The following is a 17,435-nucleotide window of genomic DNA, read 5'->3' as shown; positions in this document are numbered from 1 at the left end:
CCGATCGACGTAGGCGGCGTTCAGATCCTGTGCGAAGAGGTCCTCGCGGTCCGGCCGGCCAGGACGTCGATGGCGCTCATGGCGGCGTCGCCGGCTATGGCGCGGTCGCCCAACCAGAGTTTGACGGCGCTTTTGACCACCGCACCGCCGATTCCGACGATCGCCACCTCAATGCCCGACACGAGCATCACCGTATCGGGCCGGTGCTATGAGCTCAGATGGGTGAAGTAGACCGTCGCCGATGGCGCGTCGAGCAGCAGTCCGGCCCCGATGGGCTGCCAGTGCGGGGACGGCGGGGCGAATGGCCGCAGGTCGGCCGGGATGTCCGGAGCTGGAGCCGGGGCCGGTGAGGTGTTGCCCGCGGCCAGGCCGGTGGCGATCGACGCGGTGATGACGGCGAAGCCGTTCATCTCGTAGTCCATCGGGCCTATTTCGGGGCAGGAGCGGGCGCGGGCGTCGTGCTCCTGCCAGTGGACGCTTTGGATCGGGCGCAATTGCGGGTACAACTGCTCGATTCTGGCTTTTTCCGTAAAGACGGCGGTCTTCGGGGATCTGGTGGCGTCTTCGCAGCCGGCGAGGCCTGGCACCCAGTCGCGCAGTGCCAGGGCCACACCGCACGTGGCGATCACGCACAGCACGACGGCGGCGGTGATCGCCAGGGCGATTTTGACCGGACGCGTCACCCGTTGATCTGTACCACCTCAAGGGTGCCGCCCGCATAGTCGGAGCGGACGCGCTTCTTGTCGAACTTGCCTACGCTGGTCTTCGGGACGGACTCGATGAACGACCAGCGCTCCGGGAGCTGCCAGCGGGCGACCTTCGTCAGGAGGAACTCGCGGAGTTCGTCGGCGCCGGCCGCGGCGCCCTCCTTGAGTACGACCGTGGCCAGGGGGCGCTCGCCCCACTTGTCGTCGGGGACGCCGACGACGCAGGCCTCGAGCACCGCGGGGTGGGCCATCAGGGCGTTTTCCAGGTCGACGGAGCTGATCCACTCGCCGCCGGACTTGATGACGTCCTTGGCGCGGTCGGTGAGGGTGAGGTACCCGTTGGGGGTCAGCGTGCCGACGTCGCCGGTGCGCAGCCAGCCGTTGTCGAACTTGTCCGGGTCGGGGCCGTCCTCGCCGATGTACTGTGCGGTGATCCAGGGGCCGCGGACCTCGAGTTCGCCGACCGCCTTGCCGTCGCTGGGCATGGCCTCGCCGGTCGGGCCGACGATGCGGGCCTCGACACCGGCCGGGACGCGGCCCTGCGTGTAGCGGTAGGCCCACGCCTCCGGGCCTTCGACGCCGAACGGGGCGCGGGCGATCGAGCCGAGCGGGGACATTTCCGTCATGCCCCACGCGTGGATGACCTGGATGTCGTACCGCTCCGCGTAGGCGTGCATCAGCGAGGGCGGGCAGGCCGAGCCGCCGATGACGACCTCCTGCAGCGAGGAGACGTCGGTCGGGTTGGCGTCCAGGTAGGCCAGCAGGTCCGTGAAGATCGTCGGGACCGCGCCGGCGAACGAGGGCTTCTCCACCTCGATCATCTTGGCGAGGGGCGCGGCCTGCAGGAACCGGTCGGGCATGACGAGCTGGGCGCCGCTCATCAGCGCCGCATAGGGCAGGCCCCAGGCCATCGCGTGGAACATGGGCACGATCACCAGGTTGCGCATCTGCGGACCGAGGCCGAACGACTCCGCCATGCACACCTCCATCGAGTGGAGGTAGATGGAGCGGTGGGAGTAGGCGACACCTTTGGGGTTTCCGGTGGTACCGCTGGTGTAGCACAACGCCGCCGCGTCGTCCTCGTCCACTTCCGGCCAGTCGAAGGTGTCCGGTTTGCCGTGGAGGAGCTCGTCCCAGGCGTGCACCTCGACGCCGTCCTTGACCAGCTTCGACGTGTCACCGCCGCCGACGACGACGATGTGCCGCAGCGTGGTCAGGTGCGTCAGGACGCCGGCCAGCAGCGGGATCAGCGTCCCGTCGACGATGACGACCCGGTCCTCGGCGTGGTTGGCGATGTAGATCAGCTGCTCGGGGAAGAGCCGCAGGTTGAGAGTGTGCAGGACGGCGCCCATGCTCGGCACCGCCAGGTACGCGACCAGATGCTCGGCGTTGTTCCACATCAGGGTGCCGACCCGCTCGTCGCCGGTCACGCCCAGCGCCCGCAGCCCGTGGGCCAGGCGGGCGGCCTGCCGGCCGACCTCGGCGTAGTTCGTGCGGCGAGCGCCCTCGCCGGTCCAGGTGGCGACCTCGGAGTCGCCGTGGACGGTGCTGCCGTGCTGCAGAATGCGGGAGACCAGGAGGGGTGTCTTCATCATCGTGGAGCGCATGACAGCAAAAGTAATGTGTGCTGCGCCACATTGAAAACCCAGCAGTAACAAAATGTCCGGACGCGTTCCACGTCCGGACATTTCGCGTTTTCTGTGGGTTTAGAAGGCTGCGACCTTCGCTTCCATATCCGCGGCCGGCTCCGTGGTTTCGACCGGCGTCGCGCCCTGCAGCGACTTGTCCGGCAGCGCCAGGGTGATCAGCGTGCCGACCAGCGCGACGATCGCGGCCGACAGGAACACCGGGTGCAGCGCGTCGACGAACAGGCGCTCGACCAGCTGCAGCTGCGCCGGAGGCAGCGCCCGGACCTGCGCCGGCGCGTTGATCGACACGCCACCGCCGGCCCCGCTGAGCTGGTTGGTCATCACCGCGCCGAGCGCCGCGACGCCGACCGAGCCGCCGAGCGAGCGGAAGAACGTGGCCGCGGAGGTGCCGGCGCCCATGTCCCGCAGTTCGAGGGAGTTCTGCACGGCCAGGATCAGCGGCTGCATCGCCAGGCCCAGACCGACACCGATCACGGTCATGTAGATGAAGGCCTGCCACAGCGGCGTGTCGACCTCGAGGCTGGTGAAGAGCAGAAGCCCGGAGCCCATGATGACGGTACCGGCGACCGGGAACCACTTGTATCGGCCGAGCTTGGCGATGACGCGCCCGGACACGATCGACGTCACGATGACGCCCGCCATCATCGGCAGCATCAGCAGGCCCGAGCGGGTCGGGGTGGCGCCCTTCACGATCTGCAGGTACAGCGGGACGTAGATGATGGAGCCGAACATCGCGAAGCCGAGAATGAAGGTCGCGGTGTTGGACAGCGAGAACGTCGCCCGCTTGAACAGCCGCATCGGCAGGATCGGCTCCGCGGCTTTGTGTTCAACCACGACGAACAGCACGGCCAGGACGGCGAATCCGGCCAGCAGAGCGATGATCTTCGCGCTGTCCCAGGCGTACCCTTCGCTGCCCCCGAGCGAGAGCGCGAGCAGCAGCGAGCTCGACCCGGCCACCATGAGCACGGCCCCGAGATAGTCGATGCGGTGGTCGCGGCGGGTGTGCGGGACCAGACGCAAAACCCGGGCACAGACAAAGAGCGCGAAGATTGCCAGGGGTACGTTGATGTAGAAGATCCAACGCCAGTCGTTCTCGGCGAAGTAGCCGCCCACCAGCGGGCCCGCCACCGACGAGATGCCGAACACGGCCCCGAACAGGCCCTGGTAGCGCGCCCGCTCCCGCGGTGCGACCACGTCGGAGACGATGGTGAACGCCAGGGTCATGAGGCCACCGGCGCCGATGCCCTGCACCGCCCGGGTCACGATCAGCTCGGTCATGTTCTGCGAGAGCCCGGCCAGCAGCGACCCCAGCAGGAACGTGGCGATGGCGAACAGCAGCACCGGGCGCCGGCCGTACAGGTCACTGATCTTGCCGTACAGCGGCGTCGAGGCGGTGGAGGCCAGCAGGTATGCGGTCACGACCCAGGAGTAGTGCTCGAGCCCGCCGAGGTCACCCACGATCGTCGGCAGCGCGGTGCCAACGATCGTCTGGTCGAGCGCGGCGAGCAGCATTCCGGTCATGAGCCCGCCCATCAGCAGCAGAATCTGCCGGTGCGATAGGGAGGGCCGGGCTTGGGGGGTGGTCATCGAGCTTCTCTTTCCTTCGGCAGTCGTTCCGCGATCGATGCGTTGAGCCGGGTGAACAGCGCGGCGAACTCCTCGCGCTGCTGCGGCGTCCAGTCCGCGAGCAGGTCGTCCCAGATGGCCAGCCACCGGGCCCGGTTCTCGGCGAACACCTCGCGCCCGAGGTCCGTGACTTCGACCAGGCTCGCCCGCTTGTCGGACGGGTCCGGGAAGCGCCCGACGAGCCCGGCACTCTCCAGCGCGGCCACCTGCCGGCTGACGGTCGAGAGGTCGAGGCTCACGTCGGCGGCGAGGGCCGACAGCCGGAACGGCCCGTCGACCGCGATCCGGTTCAGCAGGACGTAGGCGGGACGCTCCAGGCCGCGGCCGGCCTCGTTCCACTTGAGCGTGGCGAAGAGCCGCTCGGACAGCCGGATGAACCGCCCGACCTGTCTACCGATGTCGGCGCCGGCCGACTCGGTCTCCACCGACGAGGCTTGTGTCGCCTGTCTGTCTTCCGAGGACACGACTCCGCAGCTCCCGCTTTGTTGGTCGATACTTGCTTGGTACAAGCATCGGTTCACGGGGCAGCCGGGAACAACTTATTTACGCGTGATGAGCATTACCTCGGGCATTGCTCAGCTCTGGGCTGCGCGTTCACTACTGCTCGGCCGGGCCGAACTCGTAGCGGTCGGCCGGGTAGGCCCGGTCACCGACGACCAGCACCGGCACGCCTTCCTGCATGCTGTGCTCTTTCTTCTCCGTCGGCGTAGGCATCCGCGCGGTCACCATCTCGCCCGGGTGCAGCCACACACGCTCGCGGGGTTGCAGGGAGCGCACGCGGCTGCGATATCCGCGCTTGCTCTCGACAAGTCCCTCGCTGCGCAGGTGCGCCATGGCGTCACGAATGGTGTCGCGGCCGACGTCATGCTCCTCGGCCAGGTACTTCTCCGAGGGCAGCAGGCTCCCCGGCGGCAACTCACCGCTGATGATCTGTTGCCGAATCGCGTCCGCGACCTGCCGATACAACGACAGGCCGGAGCTCCGGGAGATCATGCTGGCGACCATACGAAGGTCTATCGGCAACAACTATTGTGGCCTTAGGGCCGCACGGCTACTATGTTGTTCAGCGCGGGGCCCGGCTGGGCGGCCGAACCCCGCGCACCCCCAGAAACCGGGGTGTGGCGGCCGTTCCACTAGCTGCGAGCCGCACGGCTGCCACACCCCCCACTTCGGGAGAGAGGCACCAGCATGCTGGACCGCGACGAAGAAGAACTGACCCCGGCCCTCTCCCTGGACCTGCGCGCGATCAACGCGACAATCACCGAAGACGACGGCGACCCGGTCCTGCTCATCGACGACGGCGACGTCCAGATCGAACTGTCGTCCGGCATGAACGGCAACTGGCAGGACGCGATCACCGGCTCCCAGCGAGTAGCCTCAGCCGCCCTCGAGTTCGCCGCCGTCCTCCGCCGCAAAGCCACCCCCGACTAGCGCACCACCCACCACCCCAACGCCACCGCCTCTGCCTCAGCAGACGCGGTTTTTTGCATTTCCGGGCGGTACGTACGCGAAGGCCGATCCGGCGACCGGCCAGGGACGGAAAAGAAAACGCCGCCCGGGCAGCCTCTGGTTGCGAGGCTGCACGGGCAGCGAAGGGGTTCTCGAGGCCGCCGCAATGACCGGCGGCCGGGGGTGGATCAGCTCGTGGAACGGCGGCGGGACAGGACGAGGAACATGCGGCCGGCGACCACGAGGAGCAGGCCGGCGCCGACGACGATGGCCGCACGCGAACCCGTGACCGGCAGGGTGTCGCCACCGCCGCCGCCCGTGTCGCCGCTCACGCCGCCGTAGCCGCCGTGGGAGTTGCCGCCCGTGCCGTAGCCGCCGGCGCCGGGAGCGGCGGCCGCGGCCTCGAGGGCGCACACGCCCAGGTCCAGGATGGTGGTCTGGTCGGCCTGGTCGCCGTAGCCGCCGGTCTTCCACTTGGTGCGGACGATCAGCTTGACGCGCACCGAGTACGCCTTCGCGTAGATGCCCGTCGCGTTCGACTGCTTCTCCACCGAGCCGACCTCGACCCGCAGGATGACGGCGCGGGCCGGGCGGGCGGCGCGGCCCTCGGTGTTGCGGACCGTCGACTCGCCGCCGCCGACGACCGGCAGGCCCGGCAGGAGGCCCTCGAGCAGCGACTCCGGGATCGCGGTCGCGCCGGACAGGGCGCCGGACAGGGCACTCGTCGCGCCGCCCAGCTGGTCGAGCAGGGGCAGGCCGCCGACCAGCGGGAGGTTCTCGGCCTCGGCGAGCTGCTCGGCCGACTCGCGGGAGTTGCCGTCGACGGGGACGACGACGTCGATGTGGGAGCCGGCCGAGTCGGCGCGCAGGACATCGCGGCCCGGGATGCGGACCTCGACGACCGGAGCCTTGTACTCCACCGTCTTCTTGGCCCCGGCGGCGACGGTCAGGCTCGGCGGGCTGACGACGCGGACCGAGATCGCCGACGGGCCGCCCGCGAGGAGGGCGAAGTCGGCGATGTCGCCGGTCGCGGTGGCCTTGGCCGCGGACTTGCCGTCGGCGGCGGCGACGCCGGTGGCGGTGCTGCTGGAGATGGCGCCGAAGCGGAGCAGGGCCTTGCCGCCGCGGGCCGGGAGGACCGTGAGTCCGCCGAGGCGGGCGTCGGCGGTGGCGCGCGGGCCGGCCGCCTCGGTGCACCGGGCCGCGTCCTGCCAGGTGGCGTGGGCCTTGAGGCTGCCGGCGCCGGCGGCGAGGGCGCCCAGGTTGACGCTCGGGATGGCGACCGTGGCCGGGTCCTGGTGCGGGGGCGGCGCCTGCTGGTAGGCGCTGGGGCCGATCAGACCCGGGGGGAGGACGCCACTGCTCTGGATGTACCGCGCGTCAGCCGCCGCCCGGGCCGGGCCGCCCGCGAAGCCGGAGTGGGCCGTGGCCGCTCGCAGTTCCGGCAGCGGTGGCGTGTTCATGCCGATGGCGCGCAGGTCCAGGCCACCGACGGCGAGGGTGTTGGCGGCGGCCGTCGCGCCGAAGCCGGTCGGGCAGCCGGAGCTCTCCGCCGCACCCGCGGCCGCGGGTGCCGCTAACGCGACCGGGCTCACTGCTCCGATCACCCCCGCCACGGCGAGGATGGCGAGGTGTCGGGCCGAACTTGGGCGCGCGGAAGCTACTGCTGTCATGGCGATGAGGTCCTCCGAGACCGGGGAGAAGCGGGGAACACGACCTGCGAGGGCGTGCCACTGCTGCGCCCAACGAGGCCTTCCCGGCCGGAGTTACGCCCATTTTTACGGGCTCATCCGCACTAGTAACGACGAAAGCGACGGTATAGGTACGGGGTCGCTCAAAAGTGTCGAGTCGGACTTTTCCTGACTTAACCGGCCATCTCATCGCGGGACGTAGGCGCTCGACGTGACCCGCGTTACTGTGATCGCCATGGGCATGCTGTGCGCGGTGAGCTTCAATCGCTACGGGCGGCTGTTCTACTTCGACCCGGGTGCGCTGCGGCCCCAGGTCGGTGACCGGGTGCTGGTGCCGACCGACGACGGGCCCGAGGTGGCCGAGTGCGTGTGGGCCGCCCAGTGGGTCACCGAGGAGACCGAGGGCTTTCCGCGCCTGGTCGCCATGGCCGCCGACGAGGACCTGCGCCGGGACGAGCTGCTGCGCAAGCGCAAGGCCGAGGCCAAGGTGGCGGCCAAGCGACTGATCCGCGACCACGAGCTGCCGATGAAGGTGGTCGCAGTAGATCACGTGCTGGACTCCACCGGCGGGCAGGGCGCGCGGACGACCATCTACTTCACCGCACCCCATCGGGTGGATTTCCGGTCCCTGGTCCGGGATCTGGGCGCGACCCTGCACTGCCGGGTGGAGCTACGGCAGCTGTCGGCCCGCGACTCGGCCCGGGTGCAGGGCGGCATCGGCTCCTGCGGGCGCGACCTGTGCTGCGCCACGTTCCTCAACGACTTCGAGCCGGTCACCATCCGCATGGCCAAGGACCAGGACCTGCCGCTCAACCCGCTGCGCATCTCCGGCGCGTGCGGGCGGCTGATGTGCTGCCTGAAGTACGAGCACCCGTTGTACGCCCAGTTCCAGGCCACCGCCCCCGCGGTCGGCGCGCGGGTGAGCACCCCGGAGGGCGAGGGCCGCGTGGTCGGCCACAGCGTCCCCCGCGACTCGGTCATCGTGCGCATCGACGCCGACGGCTCCCGCTGCTCCTGCAGCCGCGCCTCGGTCTGCGGCTCCCGCCAGGCCTACGAGGAGCGGCACGGCTAGGAGCACGCCGCGCCGTTCAGCGAAAACGAGGCCGGGCTCGGGTTGGACCCCTGCCAGGTGCCCTGCACGCCGATCGTCAGCGACGCCCCCGACGCCAGTGACGGCCGATCGCCCGGCGGCGCCACCTTCACCGCGGTACCGGTCTGCGTGACCTCGCCGTTCCAGGAGCTGGTGACCTTCTGCCCGGCGCTGTAGTCGAACCGGAGCGTCCACCCCGAGACCGCCGTCGACGCGAGGTTCGTCAGCGTCACGTCGGCCACGAAGCCGGGGCTCCACTCGCTGCGCTTCACGTAGACGACCCGGCAGGTCCGCTGCTCGGCGAGCGCGGTGCCGGTGCCCTCGGTGGCCGGCGGCGGCGCGGGGACGCTGGCGGTGGCGCTGGGGCCCGACGAGGGCCGGGCCGAAGGGGTCCGCGACGGGTTCGGGCTGCCCGACCGCCCGGCCGTGGCCGGAGGCTGGCCGGGACTGGCCGGCCCGCGGGTGGCGTTCGGATCGAACGGCACGCCCGTCTCGTCGGCCGCCAACGGCGTGTTGCGCCCGTCCGGCGTGGTCAGAAACGACACAAGCAGCAGTGGTACTGCCACCGCCGCCAAACCCGCCCCGAGCCGGACCCGCCACGTGGGCCCGCCGATGCGCACGGCCCCGGCGGCCGCCACGGTGACCGTGACCCGCGTGCCGCCGCCCGGTCGCGACCAGACCTCGAGCGCTCCGCCGGCCGCGCGGGCGCGTTCCGCCATGCCCGACAGCCCGGCCTGCCCTTCGAACGAGGACGGCACCGCGAAGCCGGAGCCGTCGTCGCGGACCTCCAGCGTCAGCCCGGCGGCGTCGCGCCCGAGCGTCACCGCCACCGTCGAAGCCTGGGCGTGCGCGGCGACGTTGCGCAGCGCCTCGCGCAGGACCCAGCTGAGCTCGTTGCCGGCCGGGTCCTCGCCGGCGTCGTCGTCGAGGCCGGCGCTGTGCAGGATCACGCCGATCCCGGTGCGGGCCGACCACTCCCGCGTGATCGCGGTGACCAGGATGGGCAGCGGCGCGCGCGGGAACTCCAGCGTCGCGTCGAGGTCGACCCGGGCCGTGCGGCGGGCCCGGCTGAAGGCCAGATAGCGCCGCCAGGCCAGCATCGCCACCCACGGCAGGGCTCCGGCCAGCGCGACCGCCACCCGGGCCGCGGTGTCGGCCGCGAGCGGTGTCAGTGCCAGTCCGACCAGGGCGCCGGGCCAGCCCAGCAGCGCACCGGCGGCCGCGGCGGCACCGATGAGCAGTACCGCGGCCGGCAAATCCCCGAGAAAGCCAAGCGTCGGCAACGCGGTCGACACCACTGCGGCCACGACGGCCGTGAGGAGCGCTACACCGAGGCGGAAACGTAAGTGGGCACCCATGGCCCGTGCAGTATCACACCTCCGGGCCCCAGATCTCCGCCTCGTATCGCGACAGATCCCCGGCCGGCAGCCAGCGCTGCAGCTCAGTGGCGGTGAGCGGATGCGCGTAGTGGAAACCTTGCGCTTTGTGACAGCCGAGGATGGTCAGCTCGCGGGCCTGTGCCTCGTTCTCGACCCCCTCGGCCACCGTGTCCAGGTGCAGGATCTGCCCGAGGCGCAGCACGGCCTGGGCGACCGCGCCGCCCCGGGAGGTACCGTCCAGCTCGGCCACGAAGAGCCGGTCGAGCTTGAGCACATCGACCGGCAGGCGGGCCAGGTACCGCAGCGAGGAGTACCCGGTCCCGAAGTCGTCGAGGGCGATGCGGATCCCGGCGTTGCTCAGCACCGCGAGCTGCGCGACCGAGGCCCGCTCGCCGATGACCGCGCCCTCGGTCACCTCCAGCACGAGGTTGCCGGGGAAGAAGCCGGTCTCCTCGAGGATGCCGAGCACCTGCGCGGCGAAGCCGTCCTCGTCGAGCTGGCGCGGGGAGACGTTCACGTTGAGCTGCAGGGCCGGCAGGCGCCGCTGCCAGCGCGCGGCCTGGGTCGAGGCCTCCCGCAGGACCCACCGGCCGAGCTCGGCGATGACGCCGATGCGCTCGGCGAGGGGGATGAAGGCGTCCGGGTCCAGGGTGCCCCGTTCGGGGTGGGCCCAGCGGACCAGGGCTTCCACGCCCGCGAGGTCGCCATCCGGCAGTGCGACGATCGGCTGGTACAACAGCCGCAACTGGCTCTTGAAAACGGCCTCCCGCAGCTCCTGCTCGAGCGGCGTCCCGGCCGTCATGCTGGGCTCGTAGCAGGCCCACGGTGCACCGTCGGTCCGGCTGCGGGCCTCCTCCAGTGCGAGGGCGGCCCGGTGCAGGAGGTCGTCGGCCTCATACTCGCCCGGCGCGGCCACCGCGATCCCGATCCGGGCCGGCCCGGCCACGGCGATGCGGCGCGCGACCGCTTCGGCGTTGTCGACGCTGCGGATGTCGGAGAGCACGGCCGCGAACTCGTCGCCGACCCGGCCGATCGGGTCGTCGCGCAGCACGCTGCGGCGCATGAGCTCGCCGAAGTCGCCGGCGGTGCCGGCCTGCTCCAGACCGACGAGCAGCACGGCGGTGCTGCGGCCCTCGACCGCGCCCCGGCTCAGCGCGGCGGCCACTACGTCACGCATCCGGCCGTCCCGACTCCACCCTGCCCCGATCGGCCGAAGCCGCCCGAACTTAACGAAAACCGGCGCCGATACAGACGAAGCTCGCGGCCTCGGGGTTGTGCAGCTGCGCGTCGGCGAGCGCCACGGCGGGGGCGCGGCCGGCGGCCAGCCCGGCGTGGAAGGCGAGCATCAGCGGCCGGGTGCTCGCGTCGGGCACCGGCAGGACGGGGGCGATGAGCTGGGCGGCGCCGCGGGCCAGGAACGCCACGCCGAGGCCGAGGAGCTCGTCGCCGGTGCGCACGACCGGGCGGCCGCTCTCGCACGCGGCCAGCACGAGCGTGTGCGGCACGCGCGGGAGCCGTTCGACGTCGTACACCATGAGCGGGCCGTCGGCGAGCGCGATGTCGGAGAAGAGCGGGTTCTCGGCCGACAGGCGCCCGTGCGCGGCCAGGTGCACGAGCCCGGCGGTGCCGAGGGCCGCGAGGGTCGCCGCCACGGTTGCGGCGGCGCCGGTCAGGGCGGTACCCCCGTGCATTGCCGCGACCGCGGTCGCCTCCGGCGCGGCCTGGGCCAGCCGGGGTCCCGCGACCGCGACCACCGGGCCGCCGCCGGTCGCGCGCGAGTGCGCGTGCAGCCAGAGCGTCGCCGACGGGGCCACGGTCACCGGGCGGCCGGCGCAGGACGGCAGCAGGGCCCAGGGCAGGCTGTGCAACGGACCGGTCGGTACCAGGACCAGGGGTCGTCCGTCCACTTCGGACAGCGGACCGAGGAGCAGCGCGTCGAGCCGCGCGGCCGCGTCCTTCAGCAGCGCGGCGGTGGCCGGCCGGCCGAGCCGGGTGGCCGCGAACACCACCCGGTCGACCAGGTCGCCGAGGTCGCCGAGGGGCCGGACCCGGACCTTCCCGTCGACGACGGTGATGACATTGCCGCGGGTGTACTCGACCAGCCCCCACGCGCCCAGTGCGCCCCCGAGCGCACGCGCGGTCGCGGGCCGGTCCACGGCCCCGGCGGCGTTGCCGTCAAGATGGCGGCTGCGGTCGCGGATCTGCCGTTCGAGGCGGGCCTGGCGGGCCAGCAGCCGGGCCGCGGGCCGGTCGGCGCGGTCCCGGGTGACCGCGCGCAGCCGGGCCAGCAGCTCGGTCAGCACCGGATCGTCGGGCGGGCGCACCGGGGTGGCCGGCAGCCGGCTGGCCCGGGCCCGCTCGGAGAACTCCAGCAGCGTGTCCGGCCGCCCGGTCGCGCGCGCCGCCTCGAGGCCGAGGGCGGCCAGGTCGGCGCGGTGGGCGGCGGCGTGGACGCGCAGGTCGGTGGCGCCCATGGCCCAGCCGTGCTCGTCGAGGATGCGCAAGCCGGCCCGGGTCGCGGCAAGCGTGCCGGGCCCGTCGCCGGCGGCCTGGCACTGCAGGGCCCGGGCATACCAGCCGCGGGCCCGGACCAGCGCCGGTCCCCGGCTGCGGGCGGCCGCCGCAGCCCGCGCGAGGTAGGGCCGCCCATCGGTGGCCAGCCGGGCCGCGACCAGGGCGGCGTCGGTGGCGGCACCAGGCCAGCCGGCGGTCGTGAGCGTGGCCAGCATGGCGTCGAGGACCGCGACCGGCACCCGGGGCCGGGCGCCGCCGGCCAGCCGGGCCCGCAGCACGCCGAGGCGGGCCAGCTCGGCGTAGGCGGGCCGGTCCTGGGCCCGGAAGCCGCGCTGGGCGGCGGCCGCGTGGCGCCCGGCCGCGTCCGGGTGCCCGGCCAGCAGCTCGGCCTGCGCCAGCAGGAGCTGCACCTCGGGCACCTTGAGGTGGCGGTGTTCGCGGCGGTACGTCGAGACGGCGCGGCCGGCCGCCGCCAGCGCCTCGGCGGTCAGGCCGGCCGACAGCAGCAGCTCGGCCCGGTCCTGGTGCAGGGTGCCGAGCTGGGCACCGTGCGCCCCGATGATCCGCTCGGCCCGGTCCAGGTCGCGCAGCGCGGCCGGCACGTCACCGCGGAGCGTCTCCATGAGGCCGAGGTTGTTGGCGATGAGCCCGATCGTCAGCGGCCGGCCGAGCTCGCGGGCGAGCTGCTCGGCCTCGGCCAGGTCGCGCTCGGCGGCCGCGAACGCGTGCCGGTCGGCGTGGACGAGGGCGCGGTTGATCAACATCCGCTGGACCCCGAGCCGGTCCGCCGCCCGCCGCAGCACCCGCAGGGCCACGTCGTACTCCGCGAGGGCCTCGTCCAGCCGCCCCATGGTGTGCAGCACGATCCCGCGCTGGGCCCGGGCCCGGGCCGCCGCCACCCCGGCCAGATCGGGCAGGGCGGCGTCGACCTCCCGCAGCGCCGCCTGCGGCCGCCCGCGTTGGAGCACGGCGAACGCGAGCTTGTGCCGGGCCTCGGCGGTCAGCTGCGGCGAGCCGGCCCGGGTGCCCCACGCGGCCGCGCGGCCGAGGTGCCGGACCGCGCCGGCGAGGTTGCCCTTGTGCAGCAGCGCGTGACCCCAGGCCCGCTCGGCGGTCGAGGCCGCGGCCGCGTCCCCGGCCCGCACCGCCCGCCGGGCCGCCCGCTCGGCCAGCGGCAACCCGCTGCCGGGGTCGCGGTCGACGGCCGCCAGCGCCTCGGTAGCGGCGTCCATGGGCGAACTCGCCTGTATCACCGGCCCCCTTTGCGACTCTGTTGGCTATGGCATTGGACGTGGCGGAAAACTCGGACCAGCTCGTCGTCGACCTGCTGCACCTGGATGTCGTCGAGGCAATGTTGAAGCGATGGCAGATCACGTACAACTCGATTACCGCATATGACCGGGACGAGCGTCTCGGGCTCGCCCGCCTGCGCGACCTGCGGGACGCGGCCGGGCAGCCGCTGGACGTGGGCGAGTTGACGGCCCTCCTGCGGCAGCGCTGCGCCGCCGAGCGGGACGGCTGGACGCCGACGATCGGCCGCAACCGCGACGTCTACGCGGTGATCGGCGAGAGCCACAAGCCGATGAGCATCGGCGCGGTCGGGGCGGCCAGTCACAAGCCGATGGCGGGCGGCGAACCGCGGCCGTTCCCGGGTGACCTCCCGCGGGTGGAGACCACCCCGACGGCGGGCGAGGGGGTCCGCGTCGGCCTGGTCGACACCCGCGCGGCCGACCCCGGCACCTATCCGGTCCCGTACCGCTCCGGCCACGCCCTGTTCGTCCGCGGCCTGATCGAGGCCTACGCGCCCAAGGCCGACGTGGTCGAGCAGCCGGTGCTGGACCCGCATGACGGCCACGCCGGCTCGTGGGACACCGCCCAGGCGATCATGACGCTGGCCGGGGAGCACCGGCTCGACATCCTCAACCTCTCGCTCGGCTGCTTCACCATCGCCGGCGGGCCGCCGCTGGTCATCGCCCGCGCCATCGAGCGGCTCGGCCCGGACGTGCTCGTCATCGCCGCGGCCGGCAACCACGGCGAGATCGTCGCGCTGACCGACGGGCACGACCGGGGCTCGGCGACCTGGCCGGCCGGGATCTCGTCGGTGGCGGCGATCGGCGCGGTGGACAACCTCCTCGGGACTCCGCCGTGGAGCCCTGCGCTGCCGTGGGTGCGCTACGCCGCGCCGGGCGTCGACGTCGTATCCACCTACCTGCGCGCGGAGAAGGTGGACGTCAACGGCAGGATCAGGAAGTTCGAGGGGAAGGCGAAGTGGAGCGGCACGTCCTTCGCCGCCGCGATCGCGTCCGGCTCCATCGCCGCCCGGACCCGGCCCGGCTCGGTCACGGCCCGCGAGGCCCTCGCCGCCATGGTCGAAGCGGGCAACGGCCCGGTCCGCGAGCGACCCCGCTAGACCCGTCCACCCTATGCAGAACTAGGCATAGCTATATAGAGTACGGGCATGCGGATGACGACACCGCGCCTGCTCGTGCTGCGGGCGCTGCTGGCCGATCCGGCCCAGGAGCGCTATGGACTGGAGCTGGCCGGCGAGGCGGGCCTGGAGCCCGGCACCATCTACCCGATCCTGGTGGCGTTCGAGACCGCGGGCTGGCTGAGCAGCCGCGAGGAGGACGTCGACGTGCATGCCGCCGGCCGGCCGCGACGGCGCTACTACCGGCTGACGGCGGCCGGCGAGACCGCGGCCCGCACGGCCCTCGACGCCGCCGCGGCCCGCCGCCGCACCGCGAACCCGAGGCCGGCATGGTGACCGCGGCCCGGCCCGTGACCCCGCGGCCGCGCCTGGCCGTGCGCCTGCTGGGGGTACTGCTCCCACCGGGCATCCGCCGCCGCCAGCGCGACGAGTGGGCCGCCGACCTCGCCGACCTCGGCCCCGGCGAGCGCCGCCGCTACCTGTTCTGGGCCGCCTGGACCCTGCCCGCCCTGTGGGTGGCGGCCGGCCGGCGCGGGCTGACCTCGCCCGCTCCGGCGGTCGGGGCGGCCGATCGCGGCCCGGCGACCACGGCGGCCCGGGTGCTCCTGTTCGCGCTGGCCTGGCCCGCGCTCTCGTGGGTGCTGGCCGTGCCGGTGCCCCTGCTGTTCCACGACCGCCTCGCCCGGCTGGAAACCCCGTGGACGATCCCCGTGCAGGCGGTGCTCGTGCTGGGCGCCTACGCGATGATCAGCGGCGGCATCGGCCTGGTGTTCACGTTCGGCTTGTCGGCGATCGCGGTCGGCGCCACCCACCGCGCCCGCGCGCCCCGTCACCGCGGGCTCGTCCTGCTGGCCGGACTGATCGGGGTCGCGACGGCGATCGTCCTGGCGCCGCACGGCTGGCCAAACGGTCCGGGCGCCCAGCACTACGCCTACCCGTTGGCCGCCGTCGCCACCGTGGTGTTCGCGTTCCTGGCCCGGGGCCTGCGCGGCCGCACCCGGGCGGCGCTGGTCGTAGCCGCCCTGATCGTCGCGGCGGTCTGGCTGGCCCAGCGCTCGCCGACCGGCCAGGACCTCAACGCCTGGTTCATGGACTGATAACGCCATTACGTTAACGTGCGCCAATGGCTTCGACCGTGACCCCGACCCAGACCCCGGACGATGTCGCGCTGGCCGACGCCGAGGAGACGATCACCGGCGAGCTGCGCCTGCTCGCCATGCTGGGCGGCGCGGTGCTCGGCACGTTCATCGCCTGGACCAGCCCCGGCCACCAGCACGAGCCCCGCTGGGTCCTGTTCGCCGTCCTCGCCGCGGTCCTTGGAGCGGCGAGCGGGGAGGCGTTCGGCTTCGGCGCGGCCCGGTGGCGGGACCTGGGCACGGTCCACCGGGTCCGGCTGTATCAGGTCCTGCACCTGGTCCTCGCGTCCGTCGCGGTCGCCGTAGGCCTGGTCGCCGCCACCCCGTACGTGCTCGGCCAGCAGGGCCTGACCAGCCGCGGCGTGGCCCTGTCGGCGATCGCGATCTGCGGCGCGCTCCCGTCCGCGGCGACCTTGGGCGCGGTCCACCGGGTCGCCCGCCGGCCCCTGACCGGCTCCCCCGGCCAGCAGCTCAACACCCTGCTGAGCCTGCGCAAACTGGTGTCGCGGCTGCTGAACCAGCTCGGCTTCCTGGTACTCCTGGTGACGCTGGTCAACGGGGCCGCCACCGACTGGGGCGCGGAACTGCCGAAGTCGGTGGTCCTGTTCTCGGGCGCGGTAGCGTCGTTCGTGGTCGGCGTGATGTACGTCCCCGCCTCGACAACGTTGCGCCGCCGCTGCGCCCTCTTCGTGGACCGGCACTTCCCGCTGTCCGACGTGCCCCTGGAGCACCTGGTCGACAAGGCCGACGAGCGCGGCAAGCTGGAGAAGCTGCTGGGCATCGACCAGACCACGTTCGGCGAGCTACGCAGCGGCCTGGTGATCGTGAGCCCGTTCGTGGTGAGCGCCCTGGCCGCCGTCATCCCGAAGTTCTAGCCCGCGACGGGCCCAAAAAGCCGGGCGCACCGCATCGCTGTAGGTGACGATGGCTACCCACTAAGCTACTTACCGTCGGGTATCTATTGACTCAAAGCAATGAAGTGCATACGTTGCGTCATGCTCGGCGCGTTCTCCTGGACCCCGGGTAAGGGAGGCTCGAGGTCGCAGCCCTCGAGTCTCCCTTCTACCGGCATGCGGTCACACGATGTGGATGCGCTCGATCGAGCCGTCGGCGCGCTGGACCCGCAGCATCCCGTCATTGCGGTCCATGACCTCCTGCACGATCGCGTAGATCTGCAGCGCGCGATTGATCGTGTCGGTCTTGCTGTAGTGCTCGCTGGAGCTGATCTGCTCCAGCGCCTTCATGGCCTGTCGGTTGAGGTTCACGGTGACGCGCGTGAGCCCGTTGCCACCACCGGCACCGACCTGGTCGCCCGACCCCGGCGTGTTCACGTCGTCATTGACGGCGGACCGCTGGGCCAGCGTGTTGGTTCTACTCATGAATCGCTCCTCCTGGTGAGCGCCGCGCTGCGCAGCGGGGCAGGTTGACCCCCCGCTGCTACTGAACGTGATCAGCTACCGCCGATGCAGTCACTATATACCCAAAGTATGCCTCCGGATACAGTTAACTGCTGCATCTCAGTCGCCTCGGCGGATCATGACACGCACGATGCCGCAATACCAGAGGTCAGGAGCCAGGATCTTGCCGAACTCGTTCGCCCGCAAACATTCCGCAGTAAGTCTGGTGGTCCTGGATGCAGCTTACATACGCGTGATTGATGCATCTCTGGGCTTAACTTTGCTGTACGAAGGTCTAGCGCACGCTCATACCCATCACCTAACGTGACATCCATCGGTCACTACATCGGGGTACGAGGGTGGAGCGCA

General features: G+C 72.2%; 17 protein-coding genes. 6 read left to right on the top strand and 11 right to left on the bottom strand.

Translation table 11 applies throughout. The features are described from left to right. Positions 1-20: 20 nt before the first annotated feature. From ACIA8L_RS02225 to ACIA8L_RS02200, 6 genes are all read right to left on the bottom strand, one after another. Entirely contained in the window at positions 21-182 is a 162-nt protein-coding gene (locus ACIA8L_RS02225) for a hypothetical protein (protein ID WP_395899526.1), read from the bottom strand. Positions 183-206: 24 nt separating this feature from the next. Then, complete coding sequence (locus ACIA8L_RS02220; RefSeq protein WP_395899524.1) at positions 207-683, bottom strand: hypothetical protein; 477 nt, start codon at positions 681-683, stop codon at positions 207-209. Further along, positions 680-2,314, bottom strand: a complete 1,635-nt coding sequence (locus ACIA8L_RS02215; protein WP_395899522.1) for a long-chain fatty acid--CoA ligase — start codon at positions 2,312-2,314, stop codon at positions 680-682. The genes ACIA8L_RS02220 and ACIA8L_RS02215 overlap by 4 nt, the downstream gene beginning before the upstream one ends. Positions 2,315-2,413: 99 nt before the next feature. After that, entirely contained in the window at positions 2,414-3,943 is a 1,530-nt protein-coding gene (locus ACIA8L_RS02210) for an MDR family MFS transporter (RefSeq protein WP_395899520.1), read from the bottom strand. Further along, positions 3,940-4,407 (bottom strand): MarR family winged helix-turn-helix transcriptional regulator, encoded by a 468-nt coding sequence (locus ACIA8L_RS02205; protein ID WP_395899518.1) that lies wholly within the window; start codon positions 4,405-4,407, stop codon positions 3,940-3,942. Before ACIA8L_RS02205 ends, ACIA8L_RS02210 begins: the two co-directional genes overlap by 4 nt. A gap of 172 nt (positions 4,408-4,579) precedes the next feature. After that, the gene (locus ACIA8L_RS02200) at positions 4,580-4,975 is read right to left on the bottom strand and encodes a winged helix-turn-helix domain-containing protein (RefSeq protein ID WP_395899516.1); all 396 of its coding nucleotides are present in this window, start codon (positions 4,973-4,975) and stop codon (positions 4,580-4,582) included. 195 nt (positions 4,976-5,170) lie between these two features. Between ACIA8L_RS02200 and ACIA8L_RS02195 the strand changes: the two genes are divergently transcribed. Continuing rightward, positions 5,171-5,413 (top strand): hypothetical protein, encoded by a 243-nt coding sequence (locus ACIA8L_RS02195; RefSeq protein ID WP_395899514.1) that lies wholly within the window; start codon positions 5,171-5,173, stop codon positions 5,411-5,413. 206 nt (positions 5,414-5,619) lie between these two features. Here ACIA8L_RS02195 and ACIA8L_RS02190 read toward each other — a convergent pair whose 3' ends face one another. Continuing rightward, a complete protein-coding gene (locus tag ACIA8L_RS02190) occupies positions 5,620-7,026 on the bottom strand; it encodes a hypothetical protein (RefSeq protein WP_395899512.1) in 1,407 nt (468 codons plus the stop codon). A gap of 331 nt (positions 7,027-7,357) precedes the next feature. Here ACIA8L_RS02190 and ACIA8L_RS02185 point away from each other — a divergent pair, with 331 nt between their 5' ends. Further along, on the top strand, positions 7,358-8,194 hold the full coding sequence (locus tag ACIA8L_RS02185) for a stage 0 sporulation family protein (protein WP_395901675.1): 837 nt from the start codon (positions 7,358-7,360) through the stop codon (positions 8,192-8,194). On the opposite strand, the gene ACIA8L_RS02180 is transcribed toward ACIA8L_RS02185, so the two are convergent. From ACIA8L_RS02180 to ACIA8L_RS02170, 3 genes are read right to left on the bottom strand one after another with little or no spacing between them, the layout of a single operon-like run. Beyond that, positions 8,191-9,570 carry a cellulose binding domain-containing protein gene (locus tag ACIA8L_RS02180; protein ID WP_395899510.1) on the bottom strand — a complete coding sequence of 460 codons (1,380 nt, stop codon included), beginning with the start codon at positions 9,568-9,570 and terminating at the stop codon, positions 8,191-8,193. The genes ACIA8L_RS02185 and ACIA8L_RS02180 overlap by 4 nt on opposite strands. Before the next feature lie 13 nt (positions 9,571-9,583). Continuing rightward, positions 9,584-10,768 carry a putative bifunctional diguanylate cyclase/phosphodiesterase gene (locus ACIA8L_RS02175; protein ID WP_395899508.1) on the bottom strand — a complete coding sequence of 395 codons (1,185 nt, stop codon included), beginning with the start codon at positions 10,766-10,768 and terminating at the stop codon, positions 9,584-9,586. A gap of 49 nt (positions 10,769-10,817) precedes the next feature. Continuing rightward, entirely contained in the window at positions 10,818-13,337 is a 2,520-nt protein-coding gene (locus ACIA8L_RS02170) for a CHAT domain-containing protein (protein ID WP_395899506.1), read from the bottom strand. Positions 13,338-13,384: 47 nt separating this feature from the next. Between ACIA8L_RS02170 and ACIA8L_RS02165 the strand changes: the two genes are divergently transcribed. Genes ACIA8L_RS02165 through ACIA8L_RS02150 form a run of 4 tightly spaced genes read left to right on the top strand, consistent with a single transcriptional unit; the run spans position 13,385 to position 16,544 of the window. Continuing rightward, the gene (locus ACIA8L_RS02165; RefSeq protein ID WP_395899505.1) at positions 13,385-14,515 is read left to right on the top strand and encodes a S8/S53 family peptidase; all 1,131 of its coding nucleotides are present in this window, start codon (positions 13,385-13,387) and stop codon (positions 14,513-14,515) included. Positions 14,516-14,563: 48 nt separating this feature from the next. Beyond that, a complete protein-coding gene (locus ACIA8L_RS02160; protein WP_395899503.1) occupies positions 14,564-14,869 on the top strand; it encodes a PadR family transcriptional regulator in 306 nt (101 codons plus the stop codon). After that, the gene (locus ACIA8L_RS02155) at positions 14,863-15,630 is read left to right on the top strand and encodes a hypothetical protein (RefSeq protein WP_395899501.1); all 768 of its coding nucleotides are present in this window, start codon (positions 14,863-14,865) and stop codon (positions 15,628-15,630) included. Before ACIA8L_RS02160 ends, ACIA8L_RS02155 begins: the two co-directional genes overlap by 7 nt. A 26-nt stretch (positions 15,631-15,656) precedes the next feature. After that, complete coding sequence (locus tag ACIA8L_RS02150) at positions 15,657-16,544, top strand: hypothetical protein (protein ID WP_395899500.1); 888 nt, start codon at positions 15,657-15,659, stop codon at positions 16,542-16,544. A 201-nt stretch (positions 16,545-16,745) separates the two neighbouring features. Here the strand turns inward: ACIA8L_RS02150 and ACIA8L_RS02145 are convergent, their stop codons facing one another. After that, on the bottom strand, positions 16,746-17,048 hold the full coding sequence (locus ACIA8L_RS02145; protein ID WP_395899498.1) for a hypothetical protein: 303 nt from the start codon (positions 17,046-17,048) through the stop codon (positions 16,746-16,748). Positions 17,049-17,435: the final 387 nt, after the last annotated feature.

The sequence above is a fragment of the Dactylosporangium sp. NPDC051541 genome, from assembly GCF_044454505.1.
In the GTDB taxonomy this organism is placed as follows: domain Bacteria; phylum Actinomycetota; class Actinomycetes; order Mycobacteriales; family Micromonosporaceae; genus Dactylosporangium.
This window is presented reverse-complemented; position numbering and strand designations above follow the sequence as displayed.